General features: G+C 43.7%; 28 protein-coding genes. 1 reads left to right on the top strand and 27 read right to left on the bottom strand.

Annotation, left to right across the window (positions count from 1 at the left end; all coding sequences use genetic code 11):
* Nucleotides 1-13: 13 nt before the first annotated feature.
* The 7 genes from ACOAOT_RS19725 to ACOAOT_RS19755 form a co-directional block, all read right to left on the bottom strand.
* Nucleotides 14-787 (bottom strand): hypothetical protein, encoded by a 774-nt coding sequence (locus ACOAOT_RS19725; protein WP_420218539.1) that lies wholly within the window; start codon nt 785-787, stop codon nt 14-16.
* 78 nt (nt 788-865) lie between these two features.
* Nucleotides 866-1,786: a sugar phosphate nucleotidyltransferase gene (locus ACOAOT_RS19730; RefSeq protein ID WP_420218540.1), complete on the bottom strand. Its 921-nt coding sequence runs from the start codon at nt 1,784-1,786 to the stop codon at nt 866-868.
* 135 nt (nt 1,787-1,921) lie between these two features.
* Nucleotides 1,922-4,132 (bottom strand): beta-glucosidase BglX, encoded by a 2,211-nt coding sequence (bglX, locus tag ACOAOT_RS19735; RefSeq protein ID WP_420218541.1) that lies wholly within the window; start codon nt 4,130-4,132, stop codon nt 1,922-1,924.
* Between the two features lie 11 nt (nt 4,133-4,143).
* Nucleotides 4,144-5,175: a LacI family DNA-binding transcriptional regulator gene (locus tag ACOAOT_RS19740; protein ID WP_420218543.1), complete on the bottom strand. Its 1,032-nt coding sequence runs from the start codon at nt 5,173-5,175 to the stop codon at nt 4,144-4,146.
* 82 nt (nt 5,176-5,257) lie between these two features.
* A complete protein-coding gene (locus ACOAOT_RS19745) occupies nt 5,258-6,787 on the bottom strand; it encodes an extracellular solute-binding protein (RefSeq protein WP_420218545.1) in 1,530 nt (509 codons plus the stop codon).
* A gap of 39 nt (nt 6,788-6,826) precedes the next feature.
* Complete coding sequence (locus ACOAOT_RS19750) at nt 6,827-7,720, bottom strand: carbohydrate ABC transporter permease (RefSeq protein ID WP_420218546.1); 894 nt, start codon at nt 7,718-7,720, stop codon at nt 6,827-6,829.
* Between the two features lie 23 nt (nt 7,721-7,743).
* Nucleotides 7,744-8,679 (bottom strand): ABC transporter permease, encoded by a 936-nt coding sequence (locus ACOAOT_RS19755; RefSeq protein ID WP_420218547.1) that lies wholly within the window; start codon nt 8,677-8,679, stop codon nt 7,744-7,746.
* A gap of 340 nt (nt 8,680-9,019) precedes the next feature.
* Between ACOAOT_RS19755 and ACOAOT_RS19760 the strand changes: the two genes are divergently transcribed.
* Nucleotides 9,020-12,340 carry a GH36-type glycosyl hydrolase domain-containing protein gene (locus ACOAOT_RS19760; RefSeq protein WP_420218548.1) on the top strand — a complete coding sequence of 1,107 codons (3,321 nt, stop codon included), beginning with the start codon at nt 9,020-9,022 and terminating at the stop codon, nt 12,338-12,340.
* Between the two features lie 55 nt (nt 12,341-12,395).
* Here ACOAOT_RS19760 and atpC read toward each other — a convergent pair whose 3' ends face one another.
* The 20 genes from atpC to ACOAOT_RS19860 form a co-directional block, all read right to left on the bottom strand.
* Nucleotides 12,396-12,794, bottom strand: a complete 399-nt coding sequence (gene atpC, locus ACOAOT_RS19765) for an ATP synthase F1 subunit epsilon (protein ID WP_420218549.1) — start codon at nt 12,792-12,794, stop codon at nt 12,396-12,398.
* An 11-nt stretch (nt 12,795-12,805) separates the two neighbouring features.
* On the bottom strand, nt 12,806-14,200 hold the full coding sequence (atpD, locus tag ACOAOT_RS19770; protein WP_420218550.1) for a F0F1 ATP synthase subunit beta: 1,395 nt from the start codon (nt 14,198-14,200) through the stop codon (nt 12,806-12,808).
* A 68-nt stretch (nt 14,201-14,268) separates the two neighbouring features.
* The gene (atpG, locus tag ACOAOT_RS19775; RefSeq protein ID WP_349668017.1) at nt 14,269-15,123 is read right to left on the bottom strand and encodes an ATP synthase F1 subunit gamma; all 855 of its coding nucleotides are present in this window, start codon (nt 15,121-15,123) and stop codon (nt 14,269-14,271) included.
* A gap of 15 nt (nt 15,124-15,138) precedes the next feature.
* Nucleotides 15,139-16,641, bottom strand: coding sequence for a F0F1 ATP synthase subunit alpha (atpA, locus tag ACOAOT_RS19780; RefSeq protein ID WP_349671955.1), 1,503 nt, complete (start codon nt 16,639-16,641; stop codon nt 15,139-15,141).
* Between the two features lie 33 nt (nt 16,642-16,674).
* Nucleotides 16,675-17,223: an ATP synthase F1 subunit delta gene (gene atpH / locus ACOAOT_RS19785; protein WP_420218551.1), complete on the bottom strand. Its 549-nt coding sequence runs from the start codon at nt 17,221-17,223 to the stop codon at nt 16,675-16,677.
* Nucleotides 17,211-17,726 carry a F0F1 ATP synthase subunit B gene (atpF, locus tag ACOAOT_RS19790; RefSeq protein WP_420218552.1) on the bottom strand — a complete coding sequence of 172 codons (516 nt, stop codon included), beginning with the start codon at nt 17,724-17,726 and terminating at the stop codon, nt 17,211-17,213. Before atpF ends, atpH begins: the two co-directional genes overlap by 13 nt.
* Nucleotides 17,727-17,774: 48 nt before the next feature.
* Complete coding sequence (gene atpE, locus ACOAOT_RS19795) at nt 17,775-18,032, bottom strand: ATP synthase F0 subunit C (RefSeq protein ID WP_104433759.1); 258 nt, start codon at nt 18,030-18,032, stop codon at nt 17,775-17,777.
* Between the two features lie 43 nt (nt 18,033-18,075).
* Nucleotides 18,076-18,777, bottom strand: a complete 702-nt coding sequence (gene atpB / locus ACOAOT_RS19800; protein WP_420218553.1) for a F0F1 ATP synthase subunit A — start codon at nt 18,775-18,777, stop codon at nt 18,076-18,078.
* Between the two features lie 47 nt (nt 18,778-18,824).
* Nucleotides 18,825-19,226, bottom strand: coding sequence for an ATP synthase subunit I (locus ACOAOT_RS19805; RefSeq protein WP_420218554.1), 402 nt, complete (start codon nt 19,224-19,226; stop codon nt 18,825-18,827).
* Nucleotides 19,227-19,241: 15 nt separating this feature from the next.
* Nucleotides 19,242-19,577, bottom strand: coding sequence for an AtpZ/AtpI family protein (locus ACOAOT_RS19810; RefSeq protein ID WP_420218555.1), 336 nt, complete (start codon nt 19,575-19,577; stop codon nt 19,242-19,244).
* A 269-nt stretch (nt 19,578-19,846) separates the two neighbouring features.
* Nucleotides 19,847-20,131, bottom strand: coding sequence for an ethanolamine utilization microcompartment protein EutM (gene eutM / locus ACOAOT_RS19815; RefSeq protein ID WP_097003140.1), 285 nt, complete (start codon nt 20,129-20,131; stop codon nt 19,847-19,849).
* 44 nt (nt 20,132-20,175) lie between these two features.
* Nucleotides 20,176-20,811, bottom strand: a complete 636-nt coding sequence (locus ACOAOT_RS19820) for a phosphate propanoyltransferase (protein WP_349668022.1) — start codon at nt 20,809-20,811, stop codon at nt 20,176-20,178.
* A gap of 25 nt (nt 20,812-20,836) precedes the next feature.
* Complete coding sequence (locus ACOAOT_RS19825; RefSeq protein ID WP_420218556.1) at nt 20,837-22,387, bottom strand: acetaldehyde dehydrogenase (acetylating); 1,551 nt, start codon at nt 22,385-22,387, stop codon at nt 20,837-20,839.
* A 26-nt stretch (nt 22,388-22,413) separates the two neighbouring features.
* Nucleotides 22,414-23,040 carry a BMC domain-containing protein gene (locus ACOAOT_RS19830; RefSeq protein WP_420218557.1) on the bottom strand — a complete coding sequence of 209 codons (627 nt, stop codon included), beginning with the start codon at nt 23,038-23,040 and terminating at the stop codon, nt 22,414-22,416.
* A gap of 8 nt (nt 23,041-23,048) precedes the next feature.
* On the bottom strand, nt 23,049-23,678 hold the full coding sequence (locus ACOAOT_RS19835; RefSeq protein ID WP_420218558.1) for a cupin domain-containing protein: 630 nt from the start codon (nt 23,676-23,678) through the stop codon (nt 23,049-23,051).
* Between the two features lie 15 nt (nt 23,679-23,693).
* A complete protein-coding gene (locus ACOAOT_RS19840; RefSeq protein WP_097003135.1) occupies nt 23,694-23,957 on the bottom strand; it encodes a EutN/CcmL family microcompartment protein in 264 nt (87 codons plus the stop codon).
* On the bottom strand, nt 23,951-24,256 hold the full coding sequence (locus ACOAOT_RS19845; protein ID WP_097003134.1) for a BMC domain-containing protein: 306 nt from the start codon (nt 24,254-24,256) through the stop codon (nt 23,951-23,953). Before ACOAOT_RS19845 ends, ACOAOT_RS19840 begins: the two co-directional genes overlap by 7 nt.
* Before the next feature lie 14 nt (nt 24,257-24,270).
* Nucleotides 24,271-25,116 carry an ethanolamine utilization protein EutJ gene (gene eutJ, locus ACOAOT_RS19850; RefSeq protein ID WP_277409521.1) on the bottom strand — a complete coding sequence of 282 codons (846 nt, stop codon included), beginning with the start codon at nt 25,114-25,116 and terminating at the stop codon, nt 24,271-24,273.
* Nucleotides 25,098-25,727, bottom strand: a complete 630-nt coding sequence (locus ACOAOT_RS19855; protein WP_420218559.1) for a hypothetical protein — start codon at nt 25,725-25,727, stop codon at nt 25,098-25,100. Before ACOAOT_RS19855 ends, eutJ begins: the two co-directional genes overlap by 19 nt.
* The gene (locus ACOAOT_RS19860; protein WP_420218560.1) at nt 25,727-26,863 is read right to left on the bottom strand and encodes a 1-propanol dehydrogenase PduQ; all 1,137 of its coding nucleotides are present in this window, start codon (nt 26,861-26,863) and stop codon (nt 25,727-25,729) included. The genes ACOAOT_RS19855 and ACOAOT_RS19860 overlap by 1 nt, the downstream gene beginning before the upstream one ends.

Consider the following 26,863-nt stretch of genomic DNA (forward strand, 5'->3'; position numbering starts at 1 on the left):
TCTTTTTTATTACCTATCTACACCGTCCGGAGTTACATCTTCTTCGGTGCATTTCATTCAGAAGCAGTACTGACACAATATCTCCCAGCAGACCATTGCCCTGAGGTGGTCCGGGATTTGCTCCCCAATATGGTGGCTTCGGGCCTGGGCCTGGTCCCCAGTAAGGTGGTTTCGGGCCTGGGCCCGGTCCCCAGTAGGGTGGTTTCGGACCTGGGCCTGGTCCCCAGTAAGGTGGTCTCGGGCCTGGGCCCCAGTAAGGTGGTCTCGGGCCGGGCGGGCCCCAGTAAGGCGGTCTTGGTCCGGGCGGCGGTCTCCAGCCAGGAGGTTTTGGTCCGGGTGGACCCCAACCGGGAGGTCCCCATGTGGAGTACCTGTCATTAAGTTCCGCCTTTTCTAACTCCTCATCTTCCCAATCCGCAGGCTCTTGCTGCATCTGCGCTGCTGTCTCAGTCTTTTCATTGTTCCCCATCAGCAATTCGTCCGTTATGGTTCCTTCTTCACGAATCTTTGCGCAAATGGAATCACAAACCTGATGAATCAGCAGACGATCGGGGAATTCATCGTACATTGGGCTGTCTTTATAATCCAGGTGATCACATGCGGAAACGACGTATTCCTGCAGACGTTTCATATGTCCCGGGTACATTCCCTGTAAATATTCCAGATCCTTTGCAATGATATCCTTCGGCTCCAGAGAACTTTCCCTGATGCTCCTGTCACCATAAAGCATGTATGGGGGCAGGCTCTCATTATCCTCTCCATAAGTATAGTCCGGGTTGCCTGGCACGGTTGTTATCACTCCCTGCTTTTAGCTTATACAACACCATTCTATGCTAAGAAGTATAAAAAAGTTCGGTTATTGCCATTAAAAAAGGCGTTCCGGATAAATTCCTTTTGAAACCAGATCTTTGATTGCCGCAGAAACAGCTGGTTTATCTTCTTTATAAGTTACTCCAAACCATTTATCTCTTGTCTCCAGTACGTGAACTCTGGCTTTATCCTGGCTGATCAGCCGGTCAATGATCTTTGGAAGAAGATACTCGGATTTGATGTCCCCTTCCTTCAGATTCTCTAAAAATGTGGGAAATCCATGCTCCAGTTCCATTAAAAATGCAGGTGAAAGTCCCCACATATTCATGGATACATTCTGATTTAAGGAGACCTTCACCGGATTACCCGCCTCATCTCTTCCGCAGGCTTCCCCACCATCCATAATGAGCTCATAAGTCTCCGTAACTTTCTCTAGGACACCGTCAGACCCCACCTGACATACTCCTCTGGTCACGCCTCCATTTTCGCTTAAGGTGTTGCCCAGAATAAACCCGCTCATGCACAGATCAAATGGTCTGACATCCGGATCCATCTGATTGACCAGATAATCATGAATCTTTACAAACCCTTCTTTGCCATAATAATCATCTGCATTGATTACCGCAAACGGCTCCTGTATCACATCTTTTGCACACAGAATTGCCTGTCCTGTTCCCCAGGGTTTGGTTCTTTCTTCCGGTTTATGAAAGCCCGCCGGCAGATCATCAAGTTCCTGGAACGCATACTCCACCGGTGCAATCTTTTCAATCCGGTTGCCAATAATCTCTTTAAAATCCTGTTCCAGATCTTTACGAATGATAAATACAATTTTGTTAAAGCCTGCATTCAAAGCATCATAAATGGAATAGTCCATTATGATCTCACCACTGGGCCCAACCGGTTCCAGCTGTTTGATTCCGCCGCCAAACCGGCTCCCGATTCCGGCTGCCATAATAACTAATGATGTTTCTTTCATAATACATTCTCCCTGTTTCGTTTTATCTGTTCCATAGTATAGCATAATTTTGGCAGATAATCCACAATCAGGGGACCTGAAGGCAGCAAAAATCCCCAGAACGATCTGTCCTGAGGATTTGAATATACTTGTTTATTATTCTACTGTAAAGGAAACATGATTTTCAGTTGCAGAATCTGCTCCGATAAAAAGTCTGAAAGAACCAGGTTCACAGACATACTGCATGGTATTATCATAGAATTTCAGCATGGAAGTATTAATATCAAAAACAACCTCTGCCTCTTCTCCCGGCTTTAAATAAACTTTTTTAAATCCCTTAAGTTCCCGGTTCGGCCGAGAAACACTTCCCACTTCGTCCTTAATGTACAGCTGAATAACCTGTGCCCCCGCCCGGTGTCCGGTATTTCTCACACAAACAGATGCCTGAATTGATCCAGCCCCACTAAGAATTTTGTGGCTTAAGGTTATAGGCGAAATTTCAAACTCTGTATAAGACAAGCCGTATCCAAATGGAAGTAAGGATTCATTGGGACAGTCAATATATTGGGAAAGATATTTTTCTTTTTTACCCAGCACCGGTCTACCCGTTGGGAAGTCGTTATAATATATGGGAATCTGCCCCTCTGTCCTTGGAAAACTCATGGATAGTTTTCCAGAAGGGGTCACATCGCCAAATAAAATATCCGCAATTGCATTGCCTCCTTCTGTTCCCGGAAGCCACGCCTCCAGAACTGCCTTAGAATCTGCAAGTACCTCTTCTATAATAAGAGGTCTTCCATTCAGTAGTACCGTAACGATGTTTGAGTTTATTTTCTTCACCTGACGGAGCAGTTCCAGCTGCAGCGGATCCAGATGCAGATTGGTTCTGGACGCAGCCTCTCCTGACTGGGTAGGATGTTCTCCCAGCGCCAGGACAACAATATCTGAATCCTGAGCAGCAAGCAGTGCCTCTTTTAACAGATCTTTGGCAGCTTTCATATCCGCCTCGATCTGCTCCCTTACTTCAGATTGCAGTTCCAGCTTTGCAAGGTCAGATACAACTGGAGCCCCTCGGTAAAAGGAAGCATCCCTCACGCCAGCCCGCTTTACTCCCTCTTTTATTGTTATCACGTCTTCCATTCTGCCAAAGATTGACCACACTCCCATCAGATACGGACAGTCTGCATGAGGACCGATAAATGTTATTTTTTGTCCTTCCTTTTTTAGGGGCAGTATCTGATCTTCATTTTTAAGCAGCACCATGGTCTGCGCAGCTGCATGTCTGGCCAGTTCCCTATGCTCTTTTGAAAGAATCACGTCTTCTTCCCACTGGCTGTTTGCATCTTTAAAGGGATTTTCAAATAATCCAAGCCTGTTTTTCAAGGCCAGAACCCGATACACTGCTTCATCAAGCAATGCTGAATTGATTTTATTCTCCTCCAGCAATTCTTTGATATTTCTGCAATAACAGGTTGTCATCATATCAATATCCACGCCTGCTTCCAGAGCCAGCTGCGCCGCCTGCTTTTTGCCCTCTGCAACACCGTGATGAATAATTTCTTCAATTGCAGCCCAGTCAGAAATTAATACTCCTTCAAAACCCATATGTGTTCTTAAAATATCCCGCATCAGCCACTTATTTGCTGTTGACGGAATTCTGTCTAATGTATTAAAGGAAGTCATGGCGGTTGCGCAGCCAGCATCGATGGCTGCCTGATAGGCCGGAAGATAACTGTCAAATAATGTGCGGTTGGACAATTCCACCGTATTGTATTCTCTGCCAGCCATGGGGGCTCCATATCCTGCAAAATGCTTTACACACGCTGCAATTTTATAGGGCTCACTCAATTCCCCATCGCCCTGATAACCTCTGACCATAGCCCGTGCAAATTCACTGTTTAAATAGGGATCTTCTCCTGTGGACTCCATTACTCTTCCCCACCTTGGGTCTCTGACCAGATCGACCATGGGGGAAAATGTCAGATGCAGTCCTGATACTGCCGACTCTTTAGCGGCAACCTCTGCTCCTGTCTTAGCAATATCCGGATCAAAGCTGCACCCCTGCGCCAGTGGTATGGGAAAAATAGTGCGAAATCCATTGATGATATCCGCCATAAACAGTAACGGTATCTGATGGGGCTGTTTTTCCATGTATTTTTTCTGTATACCAATCAGTTTATCCGCACCTGCAATACCAAGTACAGAACCGGCAAGATCAACCTCCTGCTGCATGAAGCCTGCCTGGTTATTGGGACCTGTCACGACTCCCTCTTCTTCAAAATAATAGCCCGTCACCTGTAACAGCTGGTCTATTTTTTCTTCTATTGACATATCACTCAGTAATTCTTTTAATTTTCGTTCTTCCATCTTTCTTTCCTTTACGAATGGCTTGTAAGTCCAATACAGGACCCCCGTTTAAGCAGAACTGCTTCATATACTATGTGACTGGTTTTTTCTCCCTGCATCATTGCAAACAATGCGTCAATGGCACTGACTGCCATCTGCTCCGCCGGCTGAGAGATCGTATCCAGTGCAGGGCTGTAATACTCTGCCACTTCAATTCCGTCAAAACCAATGACGGAAATATCCTCTGGTATGCGTAAGCCTTCCGATAAAATCGCCTTAGCCGCTCCTACCGCCATGATATCCGCCATGGCAACAACAGCTGTCATATCTTTATTTCTCATCATCAGGTTTTTCATCATATTAAACCCGAATTCATAACCGGACTGGGAGGTATTAAAACTGGATACCAGCATTGGATCAAATGGGATTCCATTTTCCAGAAGAGCCCTTTTGTATCCTTCAAACCGGAGGGTGTTAGGCGTCTTAAGCTGACCATATGCATTATAGATACAGCCAATTCTTCTATGACCTAATTTAATCAGGTAATCGGTCGCTTTAAAATTCTCAGCCTCATCGTCAATGATCACACTGGAATACAGGTCTTTATTTACCTTATCATCCGCTGATACAGTCAGCAGCACACAAGGCACACCTAAATGCTTAAAGTCCTCTTCTGTGTATTCAAATCCTCCTCCCATTAAAATGATTCCGCATAGATTTTTATCCATAACTTCCTGCTGGGCAATCAGCATTTCCTGCCCGTTGGAGTTAACATTGCGAAGTTCCAGGCTGTAACCCCGCAGCATGGTTTTTTGCTCTATGGTATGAATCATTTTCTGAAAAAAGGGATTTGTTATACTTTTTACCAGTACTGCAATTGTCTTCGTCTGGGTCCTTTTTAAATTTCTCGCATTATTATTGGGTATATAATTCAGCTCATGCACAGCCGCCATAACTTTCTGCTTTGTCACCGGACTGGCGAAACCGCTTCCATTTAACACCCGTGATACTGTGGAAATACCAACTCCCGATAATTTTGCAATATCCTTAATTGTTACACTCATGTGCTGCATCCTTTCCTGCCTGTCTTAACCCTGAAACCATACTATCACTATTTTAACATTTCCCCTTGTGAAAATCTACAAATCATTTCTTCTCTGCCGATGTATATTCCGTTAACTGATCATTGACAGCTTTGATTACATCGTTAATTCCCGCTGCCTCCAGTTGTTTTCTGTATTCTGCCACAGCTTCTTTGGGATCCTGCTTTGTCAGACCCAGCATAATCTGTATTCCAAGCTGAGAATCTACATTAGAAATTGCAGACAGCTGTGAAGATACAGAAGAACTGTCAAAACTGAAACCTGCGTACGGATTGTCAATTGCAGACTTGCCCCATTTTTCGTTTAATGTATAACGACGCGGATCCTCTGTTGCCTGTGGTATATTTAATGAATCAGTCCGTAACCCCCAGCCGGCAAATCCAAAACCGTCTTTATCCGAATTAAAGGTATCTGGCTGCTTAATCATACCATCGGTTACTTCATATTCTCTTCCAAGAATTCCATACTGGAACAGATCATAACATTCTTTATCTGTCATCAGCTTTTCAATCACTTTTAAACAGCGATCCGGATATTTTGAATTTGTACTGATTCCTGTGGCATTTTCTACTCCCATTTTCCGTTCTATTTTATTTGCAGCTTCTGCAAAAGCGTAAAACTGCGTCTCAACATCGGGTAATTTCTTTTTTTGTGTTCCATAGGAACCTGTCCAGTCTGGCTGATGGCTGATGTAGGATGCTGATAATCCATTATAAAAATTATCCTTGTCATCCTGGGCAGAAGATAAAACATCTTTTCCCCAATATCCTTTTTCCGCCCATTCATGCATTTTAACCGCAAATGCTTCAAATTCACTGGTAAATGCAGGGTGAAATACTTTGTTCGTATTCTTCAGGGAAGAAGTCAGATACATTTCTGTATTTGGCACTCCCGGAGCATCAATCCAGTCGCTGGTTGTTCCAACAAACATTCGGTATAAATCCATAGACAGGTTGGCACTCCCGTTTAAAGGTGCCCAGCCATTTTCTTTTGCTGCATCCATATAGCGTTCCATATCTTCTACTGAATTTACGTTATCTATCCCAGCCTTCTCCAATAAATCTTTCCGTGTAACAAAGCCATATGCGGTATACTCACTATAGGTACTGGGGACACCATAAATTCTATCGTTTACCTTCATACTCTTCCAGTAATCGTCACCAATGGCAGACTTTAAAGCCGGCGCTTCACTGGTCAGCAGATCTGTAATGTCTGCAAGCGTTCCCTGTTTTGCCAGTGTTGCATATGGTACCGGAGCGGTTCCTGATACATATGCCATATCAAATTTTTCTCCAGATGCCCAAAGCAGAGGATACTTTGTTGCTACATCATTCCAGTCAATATATTTAATTTCCAGAGTCGTATTAATACTGGCTTTCAGTTTTTCATTTAATGCGGACAGTACATCTTTATTTGCCACCCCTTCTGTGCCATATAAATACATAACAAGATTTACCTCATCGCTGGCCTTTGCTTTTGCTTCCCCTGCATTCGTGTTTTTACTTGCACAGCCTGTGACAAGCCCTGCAGCTACAGTAAACGCCAGAATTGTTGAAACCAGTTTTTTTATCATTTTCTTTTCCTCCTGTTGTAAAATTTTGCCGGGTATGGGCTAGCCCTTTACGGCTCCTATGGTAAGTCCGCTTACAAAATATTTCTGAACAAACGGATAAAGCAGAACAATGGGACCGGTTGCAATTACTGCAGTCGCCATTTTAATTGATTCAGACGGTAAATCTCCGGTGTTTATTGTCAGGCCCTGCTGAATCAGCAATTGTATATTGGCCTGACTTACAATTCTCTGTAGAAAATACTGCAGTGGAAACTTTGCCGGTGTCTGTATGTAGAGCATTGCATTATACCACTCATTCCAGTATCCCAGAATCTGGAACAGCCCAATTGTTGCAAGGGAAGCTTTTGCCAGGGGCATGTAGATCTGCCAGTAGATTCTGAAATCATTTGCTCCATCTATATTTGCCGATTCATACAGGGAATCCGGAATGGATTTCATAAAATTTTTCATTAGAAAAATGGACCACGGACTCATAAGACTGGGTAAAATCATAGACCAGATGCTATCCTTTAACCCCAGGCCATTCACATACAGCATATACGTTGGAATCAGTCCGCCGCTAAATAGTGTGGTAAAATAAATAAAAAATGAAATCTGATTTCTATAGCGGAAATCTTTACGGCACAAAACATATCCAGCCATAGACATAAAAAACAGTCCAAAGACAGTTCCTGTAACAGCAATAAAAATAGTTACCCTGTAAGCATTAAATAAATTAGTGAAATTGCGGAACAGGAACCTGTAAGCACTGAGGGATACCGTTTCAGGAATCAGCTTATATCCCTCACTTACAATTTCCTTCTCACCCATAAATGAAGATGTAACCATTAACAAAAAGGGAAAGAGACAGGACAACGCAAAAATTGTAATGATTGTATAAAAGCATATCTTCATGATTTTTTCACTGCGTCCTGCAATGTTTTTCTTTTCCATATATATCCTCCTGATCTAATAGACTAAAACAATGCACTGTCCGGCTCGATCTTTTTTACTATGGCATTTACCGTCAGAACCAGTAACAGGCCGAATACCGATTGGTAAAATCCAACAGCCGCTCCCTGAGAGAAATTAAACTGCCCCACCAGACTGCGGAAAACAAAGGTGTCAATTATATCTGTCTGTGGATAAAGCACGGAATTTGTCCCGATTAAATTGTAAAACAAATCAAATGTACCTTTTAAAATTCCACCAAGACCAAAAAGAATCAACAATATCATTGTTGGTTTCAGCATGGGGAATGTGATATACCGGATTTTCTGCATGGGAGACGCCCCATCTAAAGATGCCGCTTCATAAATATCCTGTTCAATTCCGGCAATGGATGCCAGATAAATAATCATTCCATATCCAGTTCCAGACCAGATTTTAAAAAATACAATAATATACTTCCATATCCCCTGATCGGAATAAAATTCATGTTTGGGGAATCCCAGACCAGCCAATATAGTATTAATGAAACCATAATCATAATTAAACAGATTGTAGGAAAAAAATCCGACAATTACCATGGAGATAAAATAAGGCAATAATATAATGGACTGGGATATTTTCTTAAACCACTTATTCCCTACTTCTGAAATCATAACAGCAAACATAATCTGGAATACATTACCCAAAATAAGAAATACAAGATTATATAGAATTGTATTTTTAGTAATGCGTAGCAGATCTCCGGTACGAAACAGAAACTCAAAGTTTTTAAGCCCGACAAAGGCACTTCCAAAAATACCCTTCCCAATGTTATAATCAACAAATGCAATATATGCACCCGGCATAGGTATGTAAGCAAATACAAAAAAATAAATTAAGACCGGTAAAATCATAAGAAACAAAATATATTTCTTTTTCACTTCATGGACGAAATGATTCAGGTGTAGCTTTAAACTCTTCAAATTATTCTCTTCCTTTCTGCAGCACAGTTTCATTACAACCTGGGATCAGCCCCATTAACTGTAAATTTATTCGTTTTTCACATGGAAACGTTTTCATATGCTTTTCATTTTGTGTTTTATGCACTGATTATATTATTCATCTCATGCTTTGTCAAACACTTTTTTGTCATTTTTTATTCTAAAATAAGGTATTTTTATACTTGTTTTAATTAAATTATTGACTTTCATATTTTTTTCTTCTATACTCTGCATTAAGTTTTACTTTTTTCACATTTTTATGGAAACGTTTTCACACAGGCATAATTTATTACAAGATTTGATTACAGAAAGGATACTCATTATGAAACAACCCCATGATTTACTCTCCCTGCACTCGGACATGCTTGATTTTCTGCTGGTTCCAACAGGAGACATATTTGAAATGAGTTCAGGCTCAGTCCTCATCAATCAATTTCGTGGAAATGCAAAGGACGGTTCAGCCAATAATATCTTTTTAAGAATATATGAAAACAATAAAGTAAGATCAGTCCATCCTCTCTTAGGACAGCAATCCGCCTGCCGCGTAAGCCGTCAGGAAAACTGTATCCGGTACGAAGGGTGCTGCGACGGAATCGACTATATCACAGATCTTTTTCTAATTGAAAACTCCTGGTTTTACGAAATTACGCTGAACAGCAAAGACGAGATAACGGTCGACTTGCTATACGGACAAGATATTGGTTTATCAGGCAAAGAAAATGTTCTCACCAACGAGCTTTATACATCTCAATATCTGGGACACAGTGTTTTTGAGGGAGAATACGGATATACCATCTGTTCCAGACAAAATATGCCGGACAATGATTGTAATCCATATCTGCAGCAAGGATCTCTGACACACAAAATCATACACTACTCAACTGACGGTCTGGATTTTTTTGGTCTGGAATACAAAAAGACCAATACACCATCAGCATTGCGAAATGGACTTACCGACCGAAATCTTCAGTATGAGTTTGCATACAGCTCACTTCTGACAGAGCTCTTCACATTTTCAGGAAGTAATACATCAGTTTTCTACGGTCATTTTCTAAAACACCACAAAGATAAAGTGACTCATGCAGATTTTCTAACCGTCATAAAAGAGCAGTATAAACAGAAGTCCTCCAAAGAAGGCACATTCAGCCCGGTTCAAACTTACCGGATAAAGGAAATGTATGGAGCGCCCTTAAACTCCCTTGAAATGAGCAGTGATGAGATAAGAAAGCTGTTTCCACAACAACTTTTAGTGGAAACAATAGACTCACAGATTTTTTCTTTCTTTACACCGGATCATAGCCATGTTGTGACGGCGCAAAAGGAATTACAGGTAATCCGCCCTCATGGAACCATTATTATTACGCCCCCTGATGGAAGTACCATCTCCAATGATCTTATATCCTCTACTCATTATATGTACGGGGTTTTTAACAGCCATGTTGTTTTAGGAAATACCAACCTGCATAAATTGATATCCACTCCCAGAGGCTTTTTAAATATACTTAAAAACAGCGGGCAGCGTATCTATGTTCGAAAAGGCAGACAGTTTCACCTGCTTTCTCTTCCTGGCCTTTATGAGATGGGCATGAACTACTCTCGTTGGTACTACAAAACCGAAGATGACCTTATTCTTGTTACCGCCTATTGCAGCAGCAAAAAGCCAGTTCATGATAAAGCTCTGCCTCAGGCTTTACAGGTGCATCTGGAAGTGTTAAGTGTTAATGGCTGTAAATATGACTTCATTGTTACCAATCAGTTATCCATGGGTACCAATGAATTCACTCATGACATATCAGGTACAATTACAGAAAACAAAATACACTTACCGTTTCGGACAGATAAATACGAGAATCTTTCTTATGATATTATCTCACATGAATCATGCCTTATTTCTGACGACCGTATTTTCTATGTAGAAGAGCGTCCTTTTGATGAGACCTTTGTTACGCTCTCCTATACAAATACTGATACCCTCCATCTGACAATAGGAGGCAGCTTTGATTTCAACTCTTCCATCTCCAGTATGGCTGATTTCGGGAAAGAAAAAGCATATGCATTGGAACAGTATGCTTCCATCATGAAACATTTTCATTTATATGCCCCGGAGGGAAATGAACGTTTTTCTATTTTAAACGAGACCGCGTGGTGGTACACACACAATGCCATGATTCATTTTTTGATGCCCCACGGACTGGAGCAGCCCGGAGGTGCAGCATGGGGAACAAGAGATATCTGTCAGGGACCTTTTGAATATTTCCTGTCTACCGGTAATTATGGAATCATACGGGAAATATTATTAAACATATTTTCCCATCAGGAGAGTACAACCAGCGAGTGGCCACAATGGTTCATGTTTGACCGCTATGAAATGAATGCCGGCGAATGCCACGGAGATGTGATCTTCTGGCCTTTAAAAAGCCTTGCAGATTATCTTACTGCCAGCCAGGACTACACCATTTTGCAGGAAGTTCTGCCATATGCGGATCATTGGGAGAAAAAAGAATCTCTATTCGCCCATGTTCAGGCTGCAGTATCCCAGATTCAGAAAAACCGTTTTATTCCTGGCACAGGGCTGATCACTTATGCAGGCGGGGACTGGGATGATACGTTACAGCCGGAAAATCCGGAAATGAAGGAAAAACTGGTCAGCACCTGGACCCAGGCTTTGGCATGTCAGACTTTTACCATGCTGGGAGAAGCCCTTTCCGATTATGATGAGGCTTTCTCACGCCTCCTCCTGGATTTAGGGGATTATACCAAAAAAGCATTTTTAGAGTATGCTGTGAGGGATCATATTATAGCAGGATTTTTAGAGTGGAATTCAACCCCTAAACACTTATTGCATCCATCAGACAATCAGACTAATATTCATTACCGGCTGCTTCCTCAAACCAGAAGTATCATAGCAGAGCTGGCGGATCGGAATCAGGCTGCCAGAAACATTGAAATTATCCATCAGTATCTGGAATGCCCGGATGGAGTCAGGCTGATGGATGCCCCGGCATCTTACGACGGCGGCGTAAGCCATCTGTTCAAACGAGCGGAACAGGCAGCAAACGTAGGAAGGGAAATCAGTCTCCAATACACCCATGCTCATATTCGGTACATTGAAGCAATGGCAAAATACGGCAACGCAGAGAAAGCATGGGAAGGATTGTTCCGGATTAATCCCGTTCTCATTCAAAAAACAGTTCCAAATGCCTGCCTCCGTCAAAGCAACATGTATTTTAGCAGCTCAGACGGAGATTATAAGGACCGTTACGAGTACCAGCAGGATTTCCACCTGCTGCGCAGCGGCAATGTTCCTGTAAAAGGCGGCTGGCGCCTTTATTCCTCTGGCCCAGGCATCTATATTCACCAGTTAATCAGTCATATTCTGGGAATCCGTTTTCAGGCAGATGCCATTATTATTGATCCTGTTCTTCCCGATCAACTGGGGGATTTTGAGCTTTGTCTGGAATGTTTTGGAACGGTATGCACCTTTCATTATCGCAAAAGTGAATCAGGTTGTGTTCAGCTTCTTAACAATGAAACCAGTCTCAATCACACATACTGTGAAAACCCCTATCGCAATGGCGGAATCAAAATTGATAAAAATACATTTTTAAGTGTTCAGGCAAAAGAGTTTACTGTTACATATTAATCCAGTTATAATAGCAAAAAGGGATTTAAACCATAACGGTTTAAATCCCTTTTTGTTATTTGGTAAGCGAAATTCTTACCAGTGCCTTTTTCAGCGCTGTTTCCGCTCTTACTATATCGATCTCTCCGCTCTGCTCTTTCAAGCGGCGTTCTGCACGGACCTTTGCCTCTTGTGCACGGTTTATATCGATCTCCTCCGGCCACTCTGCCACTTCAGCCATAATAACAATTTTCTCCGGTAAAATCTCAAGAAATCCAGACATCAGAGCAGCTTCTTTTATGCCGCCAGCTTCGTGAATTTTTAAGACTCCCGGTGCTACAATCGCTGTCATTGGAATATGTCCCCGGTATACACCGATTTCACCTTCCGTAGTAGTAAGTTCTACCATAGAGGCTTCTCCCTCATAAAACTTTCGTTCGGGAGTTATGATCTGCAGTTTGAATAAATCAGCCATCTTCCCACCCCCTATTTTTTCACGCGGGCAAGAACGTCATCGATGCTACCTGCATTTAAGAAATAGCTTTCTGGTATATCATCGTGCTTTCCTTCCAGAATCTCCTTAAAGCCCTGAATGGTATCAGCAAGAGGTACATAACGTCCCTCCAGACCGGTAAACTGGCCTGCAACGAAGAAAGGCTGGGATAAGAATCTCTGAATCTTTCTTGCACGGGCTACAGTCAGCTTATCTTCCTCAGAAAGCTCATCCATACCAAGCATTGCGATGATATCCTGAAGCTCTTTGTACTTCTGAAGAACTTCCTGCACACCACGGGCAACACGGTAATGCTCTTCACCCACAATACGGGGATCGAGAATTCTGGATGTAGATCCAAGAGGATCAACGGCCGGATAGATACCAAGCTCTACGATGGAACGGTCAAGAACCGTAGTCGCATCAAGATGAGCGAAGGTATTAGCCGGAGCCGGGTCAGTTAAGTCATCTGCAGGCACGTAAACTGCCTGAACAGAGGTAATAGAACCGTTCTTTGTTGATGTGATACGCTCCTGAAGTGCACCCATCTCTGTCTGAAGAGTCGGCTGATAACCAACGGCTGAAGGCATACGTCCAAGAAGGGCGGATACCTCAGAACCGGCCTGGGTAAAACGGAAGATGTTGTCGATAAATAAAAGAACATCCTTACCGCCCTGGTCACGGAAATATTCTGCCATGGTAAGTCCTGTCAGACCCACTCTCATACGCGCGCCCGGCGGTTCGTTCATCTGGCCAAATACCATGGTTGTTTTATTAATAACGCCTGATTCCTGCATTTCGTGATATAAGTCATTTCCTTCACGGGTTCTCTCGCCAACTCCCGTAAATACAGAATATCCGCCGTGCTCTGTGGCAATGTTACGGATTAATTCCTGAATTAATACGGTTTTTCCAACTCCGGCACCGCCAAACAGTCCGATCTTACCGCCCTTCTGATAAGGACAGAGAAGATCAACGACTTTGATTCCGGTCTCCAGAATTTCCGTTTCCGTCGACTGCTCCTCAAAGGTAGGAGCAGATCTGTGAATCGGAAAATGCTCTTTTACTTCCGGTGCTGGTTTCTTATCGATTGGATCACCCAGAACGTTAAAGATACGTCCCAGAGTTTCTTCTCCAACCGGCACGGTAATAGGAGCGCCTGTTGATGCGGCTTCCATACCACGTACCAGTCCATCGGTTGTGCCCATGGCGATACATCTTACGGTATCATCGCCAAGATGCTGGGATACTTCTACAACCAGTCTGCCGCCGTCTTTTGTGGTAATATCAATGGCTTCATTGATGTCCGGCAGCTTGCCCTGGCTGAACTTGATATCCAGTACGGCACCGATGATCTGGGTGATCTTACCAATATTTTGTTCTGCCATCTTGTTTCTCCTTTATTTATATTTCATTATTTATTAAGGAAGTTCGGCTTTTTTCAATTACCGAACAGTTATGATATTGCATTGGCACCGGCTATAATTTCGGTAAGTTCCTGGGTAATGGAACCCTGTCTTGCCCTGTTATAAATCAGCCCAAGCTCTTCTATCATATCTTCCGCATTATTGGTCGCAGAATCCATGGCAGTCATTCTGGCTCCGTTCTCACTGGCTACAGCCTCTAATAAAGCGCCGTAAATCAGACTGCTCATATATTTGGGAATAATGGAATCCAGAACCTCATCTTCATTCGGCTCATAGTTCATAAGCGCCAGATCCGTTTTTTCGCTTCCCTCTGCCATCTCAACAGGAAGAAGTTTTTTTAAGGTGGGGATCTGTGTCACTGTATTTTTAAATGAAGTATAAACCAGATAGATCTCTCCGATCCGGTTTTGTCCGAATGCATCCAAAAGCTCCATGGTTATGTCAGCAGCATCGCGGTAAATGGGTTCATTAATTACTTCGGAATAATCCTGAGCAATGTGATAGCCCTTTTTACCAAGTGATTCCTTGCCTTTTCGTCCGATGGCATAGATATCCGTAAGCTCCGGTTCTAACCGTTCATCCTGAAGGACAAGCTTTGCAATGTTGCTGTTGTATCCGCCGGCAAGACCCCTGTTGGAAGTAATCACGATCACTGCCTTCCGTTTGGAATCACCTGCCTTTAAATACTTATGCTCAATTGATCCTGACTTTCTAAGCATGGAGTTTATGGTATCGTACATCATATCATAATACGGCTTGGAAGCTTCCGCTTTTGCTCTGGATTTCTGCAGTTTAACGGTAGATATGAGTTTCATGGCTTTGGTAATCTGTTCGGTACTTTGAATACTATCTCTTCTTCGTTTGATATCCCTTATGGATGCCATGATTTTCACCTGCCTTTAAAAAACACCTGCTTTGCACTCATTGATTGCTTTCACCAACAGTTCTTCTGTCTCAGGTGTAATCTGTTTTGTTTCACGGATACTTGCAGGAATCTCAGAATATTTGCTGTCAATAAAGCTTCTTAAAGCCTTCTCAAAGTCCAGGATTTTCGCTGTTGGAATATCCAAAAGCAGTTTTCTCGTGGCTGCAAAGATAATGATGATCTGATATTCAACCGGAATTGGCTGATACTGACCCTGCTTTAATACTTCCCTGATTCTCTCACCCTGTGCCAGCTGCTCGGTTGTCTCCTTGTCAAGCTCAGAACCAAACTGGGCAAAGCTTGCAAGCTCTCTGTACTGTGCCAGTTCCACACGAATCGGAGCCGCGATCTTTTTCATCGCCTTAATCTGAGCAGATCCACCAACTCGGGATACAGAAAGACCTGCGTTGATAGCAGGACGGAATCCTGAGTTAAACATCTCTGTCTCCAGATAGATCTGACCGTCTGTGATGGAAATAACATTGGTCGGAATGTAAGCCGATACATCGCCTGCCTGAGTCTCAATAATCGGGAGTGCGGTTAAGGAACCTCCGCCTAACTCGTCAGAAAGTCTGGAAGCACGTTCCAGAAGTCTGGAATGAAGATAGAATACATCTCCAGGGTAAGCTTCACGGCCCGGCGGTCTCTTAAGAAGAAGTGACAGGGTACGGTAAGCTGCCGCATGTTTACTTAAATCATCATAGATAACAAGCACATCTCCACCATTCTCCATCCACTCTTCTCCGATTGCACATCCGGAGTAAGGAGCGATATACTGAAGAGGAGCTAAATCGGAAGCAGTGGATACCACGATGGTGGTGTAATCCATAGCACCGTACTCTTCCAATGTTTTAACAATAGTCGCAACGGTAGATGATTTCTGACCGATGGCTACATAGATACAGTGCACGCCCTGTCCCTTCTGGTTAATGATGGTATCAAGAGCAATGGCTGTCTTTCCTGTCTGGCGGTCTCCGATAATCAGCTCTCTTTGGCCTCTTCCGATGGGGATCATGGCATCAATTGCCTTAATACCGGTCTGAAGCGGGGTGTCTACTGATTTTCTGTCGATAACGCCATGAGCAACACGCTCAATTTTTCGGAACTTGTCTGTCTGAATCGGTCCTTTTCCATCGATCGGCTGACCAAGGGCATTGACTACACGCCCGGTCAGAGCATCTCCTACCGGAACCTCTACCACTCGTCCGGTAGTTTTTACTGTATCGCCTTCACTGATGGCGCCGGCACCAAGTAAAACTGCACCAACGTTGTCTTCCTCCAGGTTGAGAACCATGCCGTAGATTTCTCCTGGAAATTCCAGAAGCTCTCCCTGCATTGCATTCTCAAGACCGTGAATACGGGCAATACCGTCCGCTACCTGAATGACTGTACCGACATCAGAGACTTCCAGCTTCGTTGAATATCTTTGAATCTGTTCCTTGATGACGGAACTGATCTCTTCTGGTCTTAAATTCATTAAGGTCTGCACCTTCTTTCTGCAAAGTTTCTGTTACGATATCTGCAGCTTTGACAAGCTGCGGCGCAGCTCATAAATCTGCGTCTTAATACTGGAATCCACTACCCGGTCACCGATCCGGATCACCAGACCTCCGATAATGGAAGGATCAACCTGATAAACCATCTCAAACTCCTGATAGCTGGTTGTGCCAAGCAGTTTCCCCAGAAGCTGGGCTTTCTGTTCCTCTTTTAATTCCACAGCACTGGTCACATAGGCCACGCCGATTTTTTTATATTCCTTGACAGTGTTTATAAAGTACTCACAGATTGCATTGATTTCCTTTTGTCTGCCTTTTTCGACAATGACTGTTAAAAACCCCATGAGAGTTTCCGATACCCGTCCGCCGAATACTTCCTGAATAATTCCTTTTTTTTCTTCCTTGCTTATCTTCGGATTATCAAGAAGTCCTGCAAGATCCTGATTGTTAACAAAGACTGCCTGCAGGCCTTTTACTTCTTCGAACAAAGCGTCCACTTCCTGTCTTTCCAGGGCTTCCTCAAACAATGCATCACCGTATACTTTTGATACTAGCTTTGCCATGTGCTCTCACCCATCTCTTTCAAGGTTTCATCAATAAGAGAATCCTGTATGGAAGTATCGATGGATGCTGCCACAACTTTACCAGCCATGACAGATGCGATGGATATGATCTGTTCTTTCATATCATCAAGCGCTTTCTTTCTCTCCAGTTCCACTTCACGATTTCCTCTCATAACAATGCGGTTCGCTTCTTCCCTGGCTTCTGATAAAATCTCTGCCTCACGCTGCTTTGCTCTTTTTCTTGCATCCTCCAGAATCTCTTCCGCCTCTTTTCTGACTTCTGAAAGTCTGGCCTCGTATTCTTCCTTCATTACATGAGCTGCTTCTTTATCTTCTGCAGCGCTTTTCAACTCTCCTGCAATTTTTAACTTTCTTTTCTCCAGAGCATCACGCACCGGATTAAAAAGCTTATAGGATAAAGCAAAAAACAGAAGGAATACGTTAATGCCAGTGATAAACGCATCGAAAAGCAGCTGTGGGTCAAATCCCAATAATCTGTCCAAGGTTTCGCCTCCTCTCGCTCTTTCTTTTTATTCCTGCCAGACCTCTGTTTAGCTGAATGGCTTTAAGAACATAAGAATAGCGGCAACTGCGAAACCATAAAGACCGGTTGTCTCGGCAACAGCCTGTCCTAAAAGCATGGTAGATGTAATATCAGACTTTGCGCCTGGATTACGTCCTACTGCTGCAGCTGCGTGTCCAGCTGCGATACCCTGTCCAACACCAGGTCCGATACCTGCGATCATGGCAATACCTGCACCGATTGCTGAGCAACCGTAGATAAAATCCTGTCCTGAAATTCCGTTCATAGATAAAATCCTCCTGAATTAAAATAATTAGTAATTTGTTTGATTAATCCAACTTATCATTTACATATACCATGGTCAGCATACAGAACACATAAGTCTGTATACAGCCTGAGAATAAATCACAGTATACATGTAAGAATGATGGGATACCGATCTTGACGAAGATTGGCATCATCCCATACCACAATCCCATGATTACAACTCCTGACATCATGTTACCAAACAAACGGAGCGCCTGGGATAATGGGTTTGTAATCTCTCCGATTAAGTTAATCGGAAATAAAACCACAAACGGCTGTGCCAGACTTGTAAGATGCCCGATTCCGTGGTTCTTGATTCCCTGGTACTGAACGATGCAGAATGTGAATACACCGAGCATAAATGTGACACCAAAGTCTCCGGTGGGGGTTCTAAGCCCAAATAAACCGCTGATATTACAGAATAAAATGAAGAGAAAGATTGTTCCGATATAATTGACAAACTTCTTCGCATTATGTCCCATGGTTTCCTTTACAAGTTTATCCAGTGATTCCACCAGCAATTCCATAATATTCTGAAATGTGCCCGGTACCTCTGTCGCCCGTTTCATCTTCCGGTCCGTAACAAATGCTAGAATCAATATCGTGATTGTTATAATGCTAAGACCGATTTCTGTTGTCGTTACCCATAGATCCTGCCCGAACGCGTGAAACTTTGTAACACCTTTGATCATAAAGTCCACATTACTGGCATTCGCAATGACCATACGCTATAGCCTCCTTTCTTTAAAAATAATACACAAGACCGCAGAAATTACCTGTTGTTATCCTTGCGGGATGCAATCCTGTGAATGACAGGCTGCAAGAATGCTCCTGCTTTGAGTCCAAGGACTCCGATTACTACTGCTACCGGATTAAACCGATCTGAAAACCAATTAATGACTATTACCAATATGGCAATAAGCAGCAGATAACGAATGGCTGCACTGACTATTCCCCGTTTCTGAACGGTTCTGGGATCCTGGGATTTCATCGATCGGTCAAGCACCAGTGCCATGGAAAGAAACATTGCAAGAGCAAGTACCATTCCCAGAAGCAGACCTGCAAATACGGAGGCTCTGGGGTATAAAAAAAATGACCCCAGCAAAAGCACCGCAGTAAAAATCACAATCCCTGCTGAAACCTCAACAATCAAATTCTTTGTTGCCTTTTCCATTACAAGTCCTCCTGCTTATTTAAGCTTCTCGTCATTACCCTTTTTTATACGGCTTGGCTGCTTTGGTTTACTCACCATGGTCTTTGTTTCTCTTTGTCTTTCCATCCGTGCTTTCCGATCTTCTTCCTTTTCTTCCCTCTCGTTCATGGCAAGTGTGGCTTTCGCAATCTTATATGCATTCCGACCGCCCGCCAGAAAGCCAGCAACAAGGAATAACAGCAACAGTTTCGTTCCTGCATACCGGTCGAAATAGTAACCGGCAAGAATACAAACGAATACAGGCACCATCACACTTAACCCCAGCTGGGTTACCATCAAAAGACTTCTCATTACACTTTTGTTATGACGCATGAATTCACCTGCCTTCTGCCTCCTGCACATATAATAGATATTATACCTAATAATTTTTGCTTTGTCTATTATATACGGAAATTTAGGTCGTTTTTTATTAAACATGTATAATAAATCAGTAATTGTACATGAATATAGTATGGTTATCCTTTAATATTTGTAACCAACAAAAAACATTATTATTCTACATATTATTTCTGAAAACTACAAAAACACCTGGTTCTCGTCTGGGCGAACCCAGAGAGAGCCAGGTGTTTACATAAAGACAATTAGATTTCTTTTGCTGCAGGAAGAATTGTTTCAACTTCTGCATGTGGACGAGGAATTACATGTACGGAAACCAGTTCGCCTACACGCTGAGCTGCTGCTGCACCTGCATCAGTTGCTGCCTTAACAGCTCCTACATCGCCTCTTACCATAACAGTTACAAGACCGCCGCCTACGAATTCTTTACCAATTAAAGTTACGTTAGCTGCCTTAACCATAGCATCTGCTGCCTCGATGGATCCAATTAAACCTTTAGTCTCGATCATTCCTAATGCATCATATTTCATTTTTAAATCCTCCTGGGTTTTTATAATTAATTTTTAATAGTTCCCTATTTAACAATTGTTACCTTAGATGAACCGGAAAGGCCCATAGCATTGGCTTCTTCCGTGTCTAAGTGACATTCTAACGCTGAAGTCTCTGTTACGCGGATTGCCACGTTATTAAAGATTCCTCCACGGATGCCCTCTGTTTCAATTTTAACTGTCTCACCATCGTGTACGCCGAATTTTAAAGCGTCAGCCGGTGACATGTGAATATGTCTCTGGGCAATGATTAAGCCCTCTTTTGTCTCTACGGTGCCTTTTGGTCCTACCAGAGTGATTCCTGGTGTTCCTGCCAGTTCGCCGGACATTTTAGGTGTTGTATTTCTGCCAAGTTTAAAGCAGTCGGCAGCCAGGATTTCTACCTGGGTCTGCTTTCTTACAGGTCCTAAAATGCGGACTTTCTCAATAGCTCCCTTGGGACCGCATACTGTTACCATTTCCTTGCATGCATACTGTCCAGGCTGGGATAACTCTTTCATGTTGGTTAGCTGATAGCCCTTTCCAAACAGAGTATCTAAATCTTCCTGAGACAAATGCACATGGCGGTTGGAAACGCCTACCGGAATCGTCAGCTCATCACTGCCGGATTCTGATTTAACCGCATCCATTAAAAGCTTAATTACCGCTTCATACTTATCCATTGCTGTTCTCCTTTTTCAGTTCTGATTACTGGCCTTTCATAGCCAGAACGATTTCCTTTACAAGAGCCGCAAGCTTGTCATTGTCTTCACAGCCGCTCTGGCAGGAAGCTGCCGGAGCGCTTTCCTTTTTTTCAAAGGAAGCAACAAGCTCAGCAGGGCTAAAGGAAGAGGAAGCCTGTGATTTTTCTTTCCACATGAAAGTTGGGTCATCATCTACAATGGTTGCGCAGTCTTTTAAGCCGAATGCTACTGTCTTAACGTTCAGTAAATGTTTCGGGCTTACATTTTCAGAAACAGAGCTTCCGCCGCAGGTTCCGCAGCCTAATGTGAAGGCAATTGGAAGACCTGTGCTGATTCCGGTTCCGCCCTGGCTTCCGCCTGTGTTTACAAGAATTCTGGAAGCTGGTTTTGCTGCAAATTTTAATACCATATCTCTGTCCTGAGTATGAATGCTCATGGTATGTCCGATACCGTTCTGTAACAGACGGTAGCTTAAACCACATGCTTCTTCCCAGTCCTTAACGGTATAGAAACCAAGAACAGTTGTCAGCTTTTCATAGGATAACGGATATCCTTCGCCTACGCCTTCCTGTTTACCGATTAACACTTTTGTGCCTTCCGGAATAGTGATACCTGCAGCTGCAGCGATCACTTCAGGAGAACGTCCTACAAACTTCGCGTTCATGTTATGTCCGTTTTTGAATAACAGATTGCAAACCTTGTCGGTCTCTTCTTTAGTCATGAAGTAGCCGCCCTGGCTCTTTAATTCTGCTACAACTTCTGCGTGATTGCTCTCTTCGCAGATAATGGACTGCTCAGAAGCACAGATAGTACCGTAGTCAAATGTCTTGCTGGCCATAATGGTTCTTACTGCATGTTTTACGTCAGCTGTCTTCTCGATGTATGCCGGAGAGTTTCCTGCGCCTACGCCGATTGCAGGTTTTCCTGCGCTGTAAGCAGCTTTAACCATTCCAGGACCACCTGTTGCGATGATTAAGGAAACTTCCTTACATTTCATCAGCTCATTGGTTGATCCCATGGAAGGCATGGTCACGCAGCCGATGATTCCTTCTGGCGCTCCAGCTGCAATGGCAGCTTCACGCATAACCTCTGCTGCCTTCTGAGTACATTTTGCTGCAGATGGATGCGGGGAAAATACGATTGCATTTCCTGATTTAATTGCGATCATGGATTTGAAGAATACAGTAGAGGTTGGGTTTGTGGAAGGTACGATACCCATTACAAGACCTACCGGCTCTGCTACTTCAAAGGTCTGCTTTGTGGTATCTTCACAAAGAATTCCTCTTGTCTTCATGTCCTTGATCTCTTCATATAAAAGTGTGGAAGCTGCATGGTTCTTATAAGCCTTATCCATCACTTTACCGAATCCTGTTTCTTCAACTGCCATCTGAGCCAGACACAGGGAGTGCTCCTCGCCTGCCTTTGCCATACTTCTTAAGATGACATCAATCTGCTCTGCTGTATATCCTGCGATTTTCTTTGCTGCCGCTTCGCCGTTTCTGGCTAAATCCCTTGCTTCCTGGATGGAACGCAAATCATAATCAAAATTTTCCATGTTCCGTATCTCCTCTTCTAAAAATCTTAATCATTTTGTCCGTAATACTTCCTGAATTCTTCCAGCAGCAGGGTTTTATTTGCCTTTGAAATCTCTCTTCCAGCTATGCTGAATTCGGGATATTCACGGGCAAGCGTCCTAAGCTCTGTTACCTTCATATCTTCAAGTATCTTCATGGTCTCAGTAAGACCGTCCTGGTGCATCCACAGATCAATGGTCTCTCTCTTTATGGTATCCACCAGCTCTGTCTCTGAGTTTGGTTCTTCGTCTGTTATCTGAGCAGATGTTTCAACTGTCTCTTCGACTGGTACGGCTGCCTCTTCTTCCGGTTCAATTGTAATCTCCGGTACTGGTGCCTTCTCCGGTTCATCTGGAGTGTTGCCGCCGATGACAGCTGCAAGTTCCTCATGAGGCCTTGGAATCACATGGCGTGTGATTAATGCGGCACTGTTAATTCGCTCCACTGCCGCCGCTCCGGCCTCAACCGCTGCCTTCACTGCCGCCACATCGCCGGTCACCGTAACAGTAATGAGACCTCCGCCAACTTTGGTTTTCTCTACCAGAGACACATCCGCTGCCTTTAACATGGCATCGGCAGCTTCAATTGCCACCAGCACACCTTTTGTTTCTATAAAGCCAAGTGCCTGCATCATTTACCTCCTTAAACCAAGTCAGCCCAGTTAGCCGGATAGGTTGAGTAGAATACTCTTGCCTTGTCCGGAGAACCCCAGATTACCTTTGATCCTGACGGTACAAAGAGCACATCTCCGGCTTTTGCCGTATAGGTCTTTCCGTCAATGGTCACAGTTAAGGTTCCTTCGATTACATAGTCGATTTCTTCATAGGTCAGTTCCCACTCAAATTCAGAATGGTCAATCACCAGGAAACCAGCGCTCATTTTTGACTCTTCTTTGCTTACAAGCTCCTGATAATAAGCTTTTACATTTGGATCACCTGTATCGAATACATCCATCTTTACAGAGCTACCGCGAACAACCTTTAAACCGTTGCCATGGCTTTCTGACTCATATGGTTTTAAAATGTCATTTAACATTCCCTTCTCCATAAGAGCCTTCAGTACCATATAAATTTTCTCGCTGTCAATATCCATTCCTGCAAACGCTCCTTTCGCTTCTGCCTTCTCTTCTGCTTTGTCGCAGAAGGTGATTCCGTAAGCATCTGCTGCATCCTTTGCTGACGGTGTGATAATGCTTCCGCTCTCTACGTGAAATACACTCTTGCCTTCTGCATGCAATGTTTCCACGTCTTTTGCGCATATCAACTGCTTCATATGATCACTTCCCTTCTATATAAACTGGCAGTCTTCATCAATAATCCCAATTACTACGGCATCAACGGGAATCTCATCGTTTCCCAGCATGCGTCTGGCTGAAGAGCCGGTGGAAATGATCACGCGGTCACCGATTCCGGCGCTGATAATGTCTGCTACAATCAGCCGTTCACCTTCCCGTGTACCACCAATGATCTCGGCAAGCATAAACTTATAACCGTTTAAAGACTCTGCCTTTCTGGTCGCCCAGATATTGTCAATCAGTCTTGCTGCTACCATTCTATCCCGCCTCTCTTCTCTCTTAGCCTGATTTCTTCCATCGCTGCCTCTACCGATGCCGTATCTCCAAAAATCGCTAGCATGATCATGTTCTGTGGGCAGCTACCCTTGATATCTTCTACTGTAACACCCACGGCCTTTTCTGCCACATCGGCGGCACATACCATTTCGATAATCCGTCCCTGAACGAGACCGATGGCATCCACCTTTCCGATGGGAGTGGAAGCTCCTGAGCCTTTTCTGCGGTTTAAAATATCAATGGTTCCAGGTGACGGCGATTTAATAATCCGATATTCCATACGTCCACTTCCTTTTAATCCATTTCCTCCTGAGTACAGGAGAATGCGATTCCCAGAGGAGTTACAAACATGGGGTTGTCCGGTTTTCGTGTATGGATCCCAGTCTGCTTCTCAATAATTGTTTCGATTCCTGCTAAGCAGCAGGTACCGCCTACTAAGTAAATCTCATCTACGTCATATCCTTTGATGTGGCGGTTAATAATGGAGGCTACCTTTTCAATTACCGGCTTTAATACCGGAAGCAGCTCTTTGTGGTTTTCTTCTTTTCGCTTATAAAGCTCTGCTTCTGAAAAAGAGAGGTTATAAGCTCCGGATACAACCAGGGAAAAATGAGTTCCTCCCGTGGGTTCATCAGCTACGTAAACTACTTTTCCATCTTTTAAGATAGAAATTCCAGTGGTTCCGCCGCCGATATCCACCACTGCGCCGTTTTGTATCTTTAGTACTGCGTTTGCTGCCGTTGGTTCATCAAGAAGGGCGGTGATTTCAAATCCGGCTCCCTGTACCACATTCTTGATTGCGCCTCCGTCCAGTGAATCGGTTCCCGGAGGAATGGCTGCAGCTGCATAAAGCAGTTCCGTATCCAGCTTTTCCTCCAGTTCTGCCTTTAACTCACGAACGATCCGGATGGCGCCGATGTAATCAACTACCATTCCGTCACGGACCACATCCGCATACCGGTAAGCGCCAGCCACTGGCCTGAAATTCTCATCAAGTACAGCCACTACCACGCACGCTGTTCCTAAATCCACCCCCGTATAATAAACGGAGGAACGTTCCCTGACAGGATTTTTTACCACTGCTTCAAACTGGCTTACCAGTTCGTTGCAGCTATCAAATGTTATTTCTTTCTTTGACATGCATTTCCTCCATACAACAGGCAGATCATCTGGGATAAGCGGTTAATAACCGGGTTAAAATTTTTTTCTCCTGCTTCTGCTGCAAGTTCCCGAACGCAGCAGCGCAGACGGTGTAACAGGACAATTTCTCTTCCTTTTTCGGATTGGGCATGAAAGCCGGTAATCTCAAAACAGTCAGAGTATGGTTCGTTTTGGTTTTCCTTATTAAATCCGGTGCAGGACTCAAATGGATTTATGTCGCCCGAAGCACCTTTCCCCACGAAAGATAACTTCCGCTCTAAATCAAATACCTGCTCTGCTAACAGCACGTCCCTGTCTAATAAGGAAATTCCGGCTTCCAGAAACTGTGCCTTTAAGGTTTCCAGTTTTAATAAGAAACGGTCCGGCGCAGGCTCTGTAACTGTGACTGTAACTGGTGTCTCTGCGATCACTTCTGCAGGTTTTGTTTGTTTGCGTTTTGCCGTCATGGGATCATCGCAAAATGATATCTTTTTGTCCAACAGGAACTGACGCGCTCCTGGTGTAAGCTTTGCCTGTGCAGGAAGATCATAAGAGGCAAAGGGTTCTCTTCTGAATAAAATCCTCAAATCTTCTTCGGTGATGAATTTCATTAATAGCCCCCCTTACAAAGCTTACGGTAAATTGTTTCGATCTCTTCTACCGTAGGCACTCTTGGGTTGGTCAATGTGCAGTTATCCTTTAGTGCTTTCTCTGCCATTTCCCGTACAGCCTGTTCGAATTCGTCTTTGTCCACGTTTAAATCGGTGATCTGCTGCGGTATTTTAATCTTACTCATAAGATTTTTAATGTGACGCACCAGGCCGTGTACCGTGGCTTTCTCTGTTCCTGCTGCAATGCCAAGCATGTTGGCAATGGCAACATATCTGCTGCATGCTGCAAAATCTCCGGCTTCCTCTAAACCAGCGTTATAGCTGATGACATGATGAAGCAGAATCGCATTGCTTCTTCCATGCGGAATGTGGAAACGGGCTCCCAGTGCATGTGCCATACTATGGCAAAGTCCTAAAGATGCACCGTTAAAAGCAACTCCTGCCAGACAGGAAGCATTGTGCATGTGAGTTCTTGCCTCCATGTCGCTTCCTTCTTCCACAGTACGTGCCAGATAGCTCCATACCAGTCTGACTGCCTTTTCCGCACATGCATCAGTAAAATCACCTGCATTGGTTGAAACATAGGCTTCTAACGCATGGGTTAAAACATCCATACCGGTATCTGCCGTAATATGAGGCGGTACTGACACTGTAAATCGAGGATCAAGGAATGCCGCATCCGGTACCATACTGTCGGAGCGCAGAGGATATTTCGCCTGAGCTTCCGGATCAGAGATAACGGAAAAATTAGTTACTTCGCTTCCGGTTCCGCTGGTGGTTGGAACTGCAATTAAATTCAGCTTGTCATTTCCCATCTGTGTGTAAATGTGGCTGGCTGCCTTTGCGGTATCGATGGCAGAACCTCCGCCTAAAGCGATGATCGTATCTGGTCCAAAGCCTTTCATTCCACCGATTGCCTTTGATACAACGGCGATCGTAGGATCAGGCACTACTTCTGAGAAAACTTCAAAGCCGCTTCCTTTTTCTGTCAGCAGGTCTGTAATTAAATTCACCTTACCGGACTGAGCCATAAAGGGATCACAGATGATATAAGCTTTTTCTATAGAAAGTTCCTTGATTTTTTCCAGACAGGAAGATCCCATATATACCTTTGTGTTCATTACAAATTGCTCCAC

Origin of the sequence: Lacrimispora struthionigena (genome assembly GCF_048627165.1) — a bacterium.
In the GTDB taxonomy this organism is placed as follows: Bacteria; Bacillota; Clostridia; order Lachnospirales; family Lachnospiraceae; genus Lacrimispora.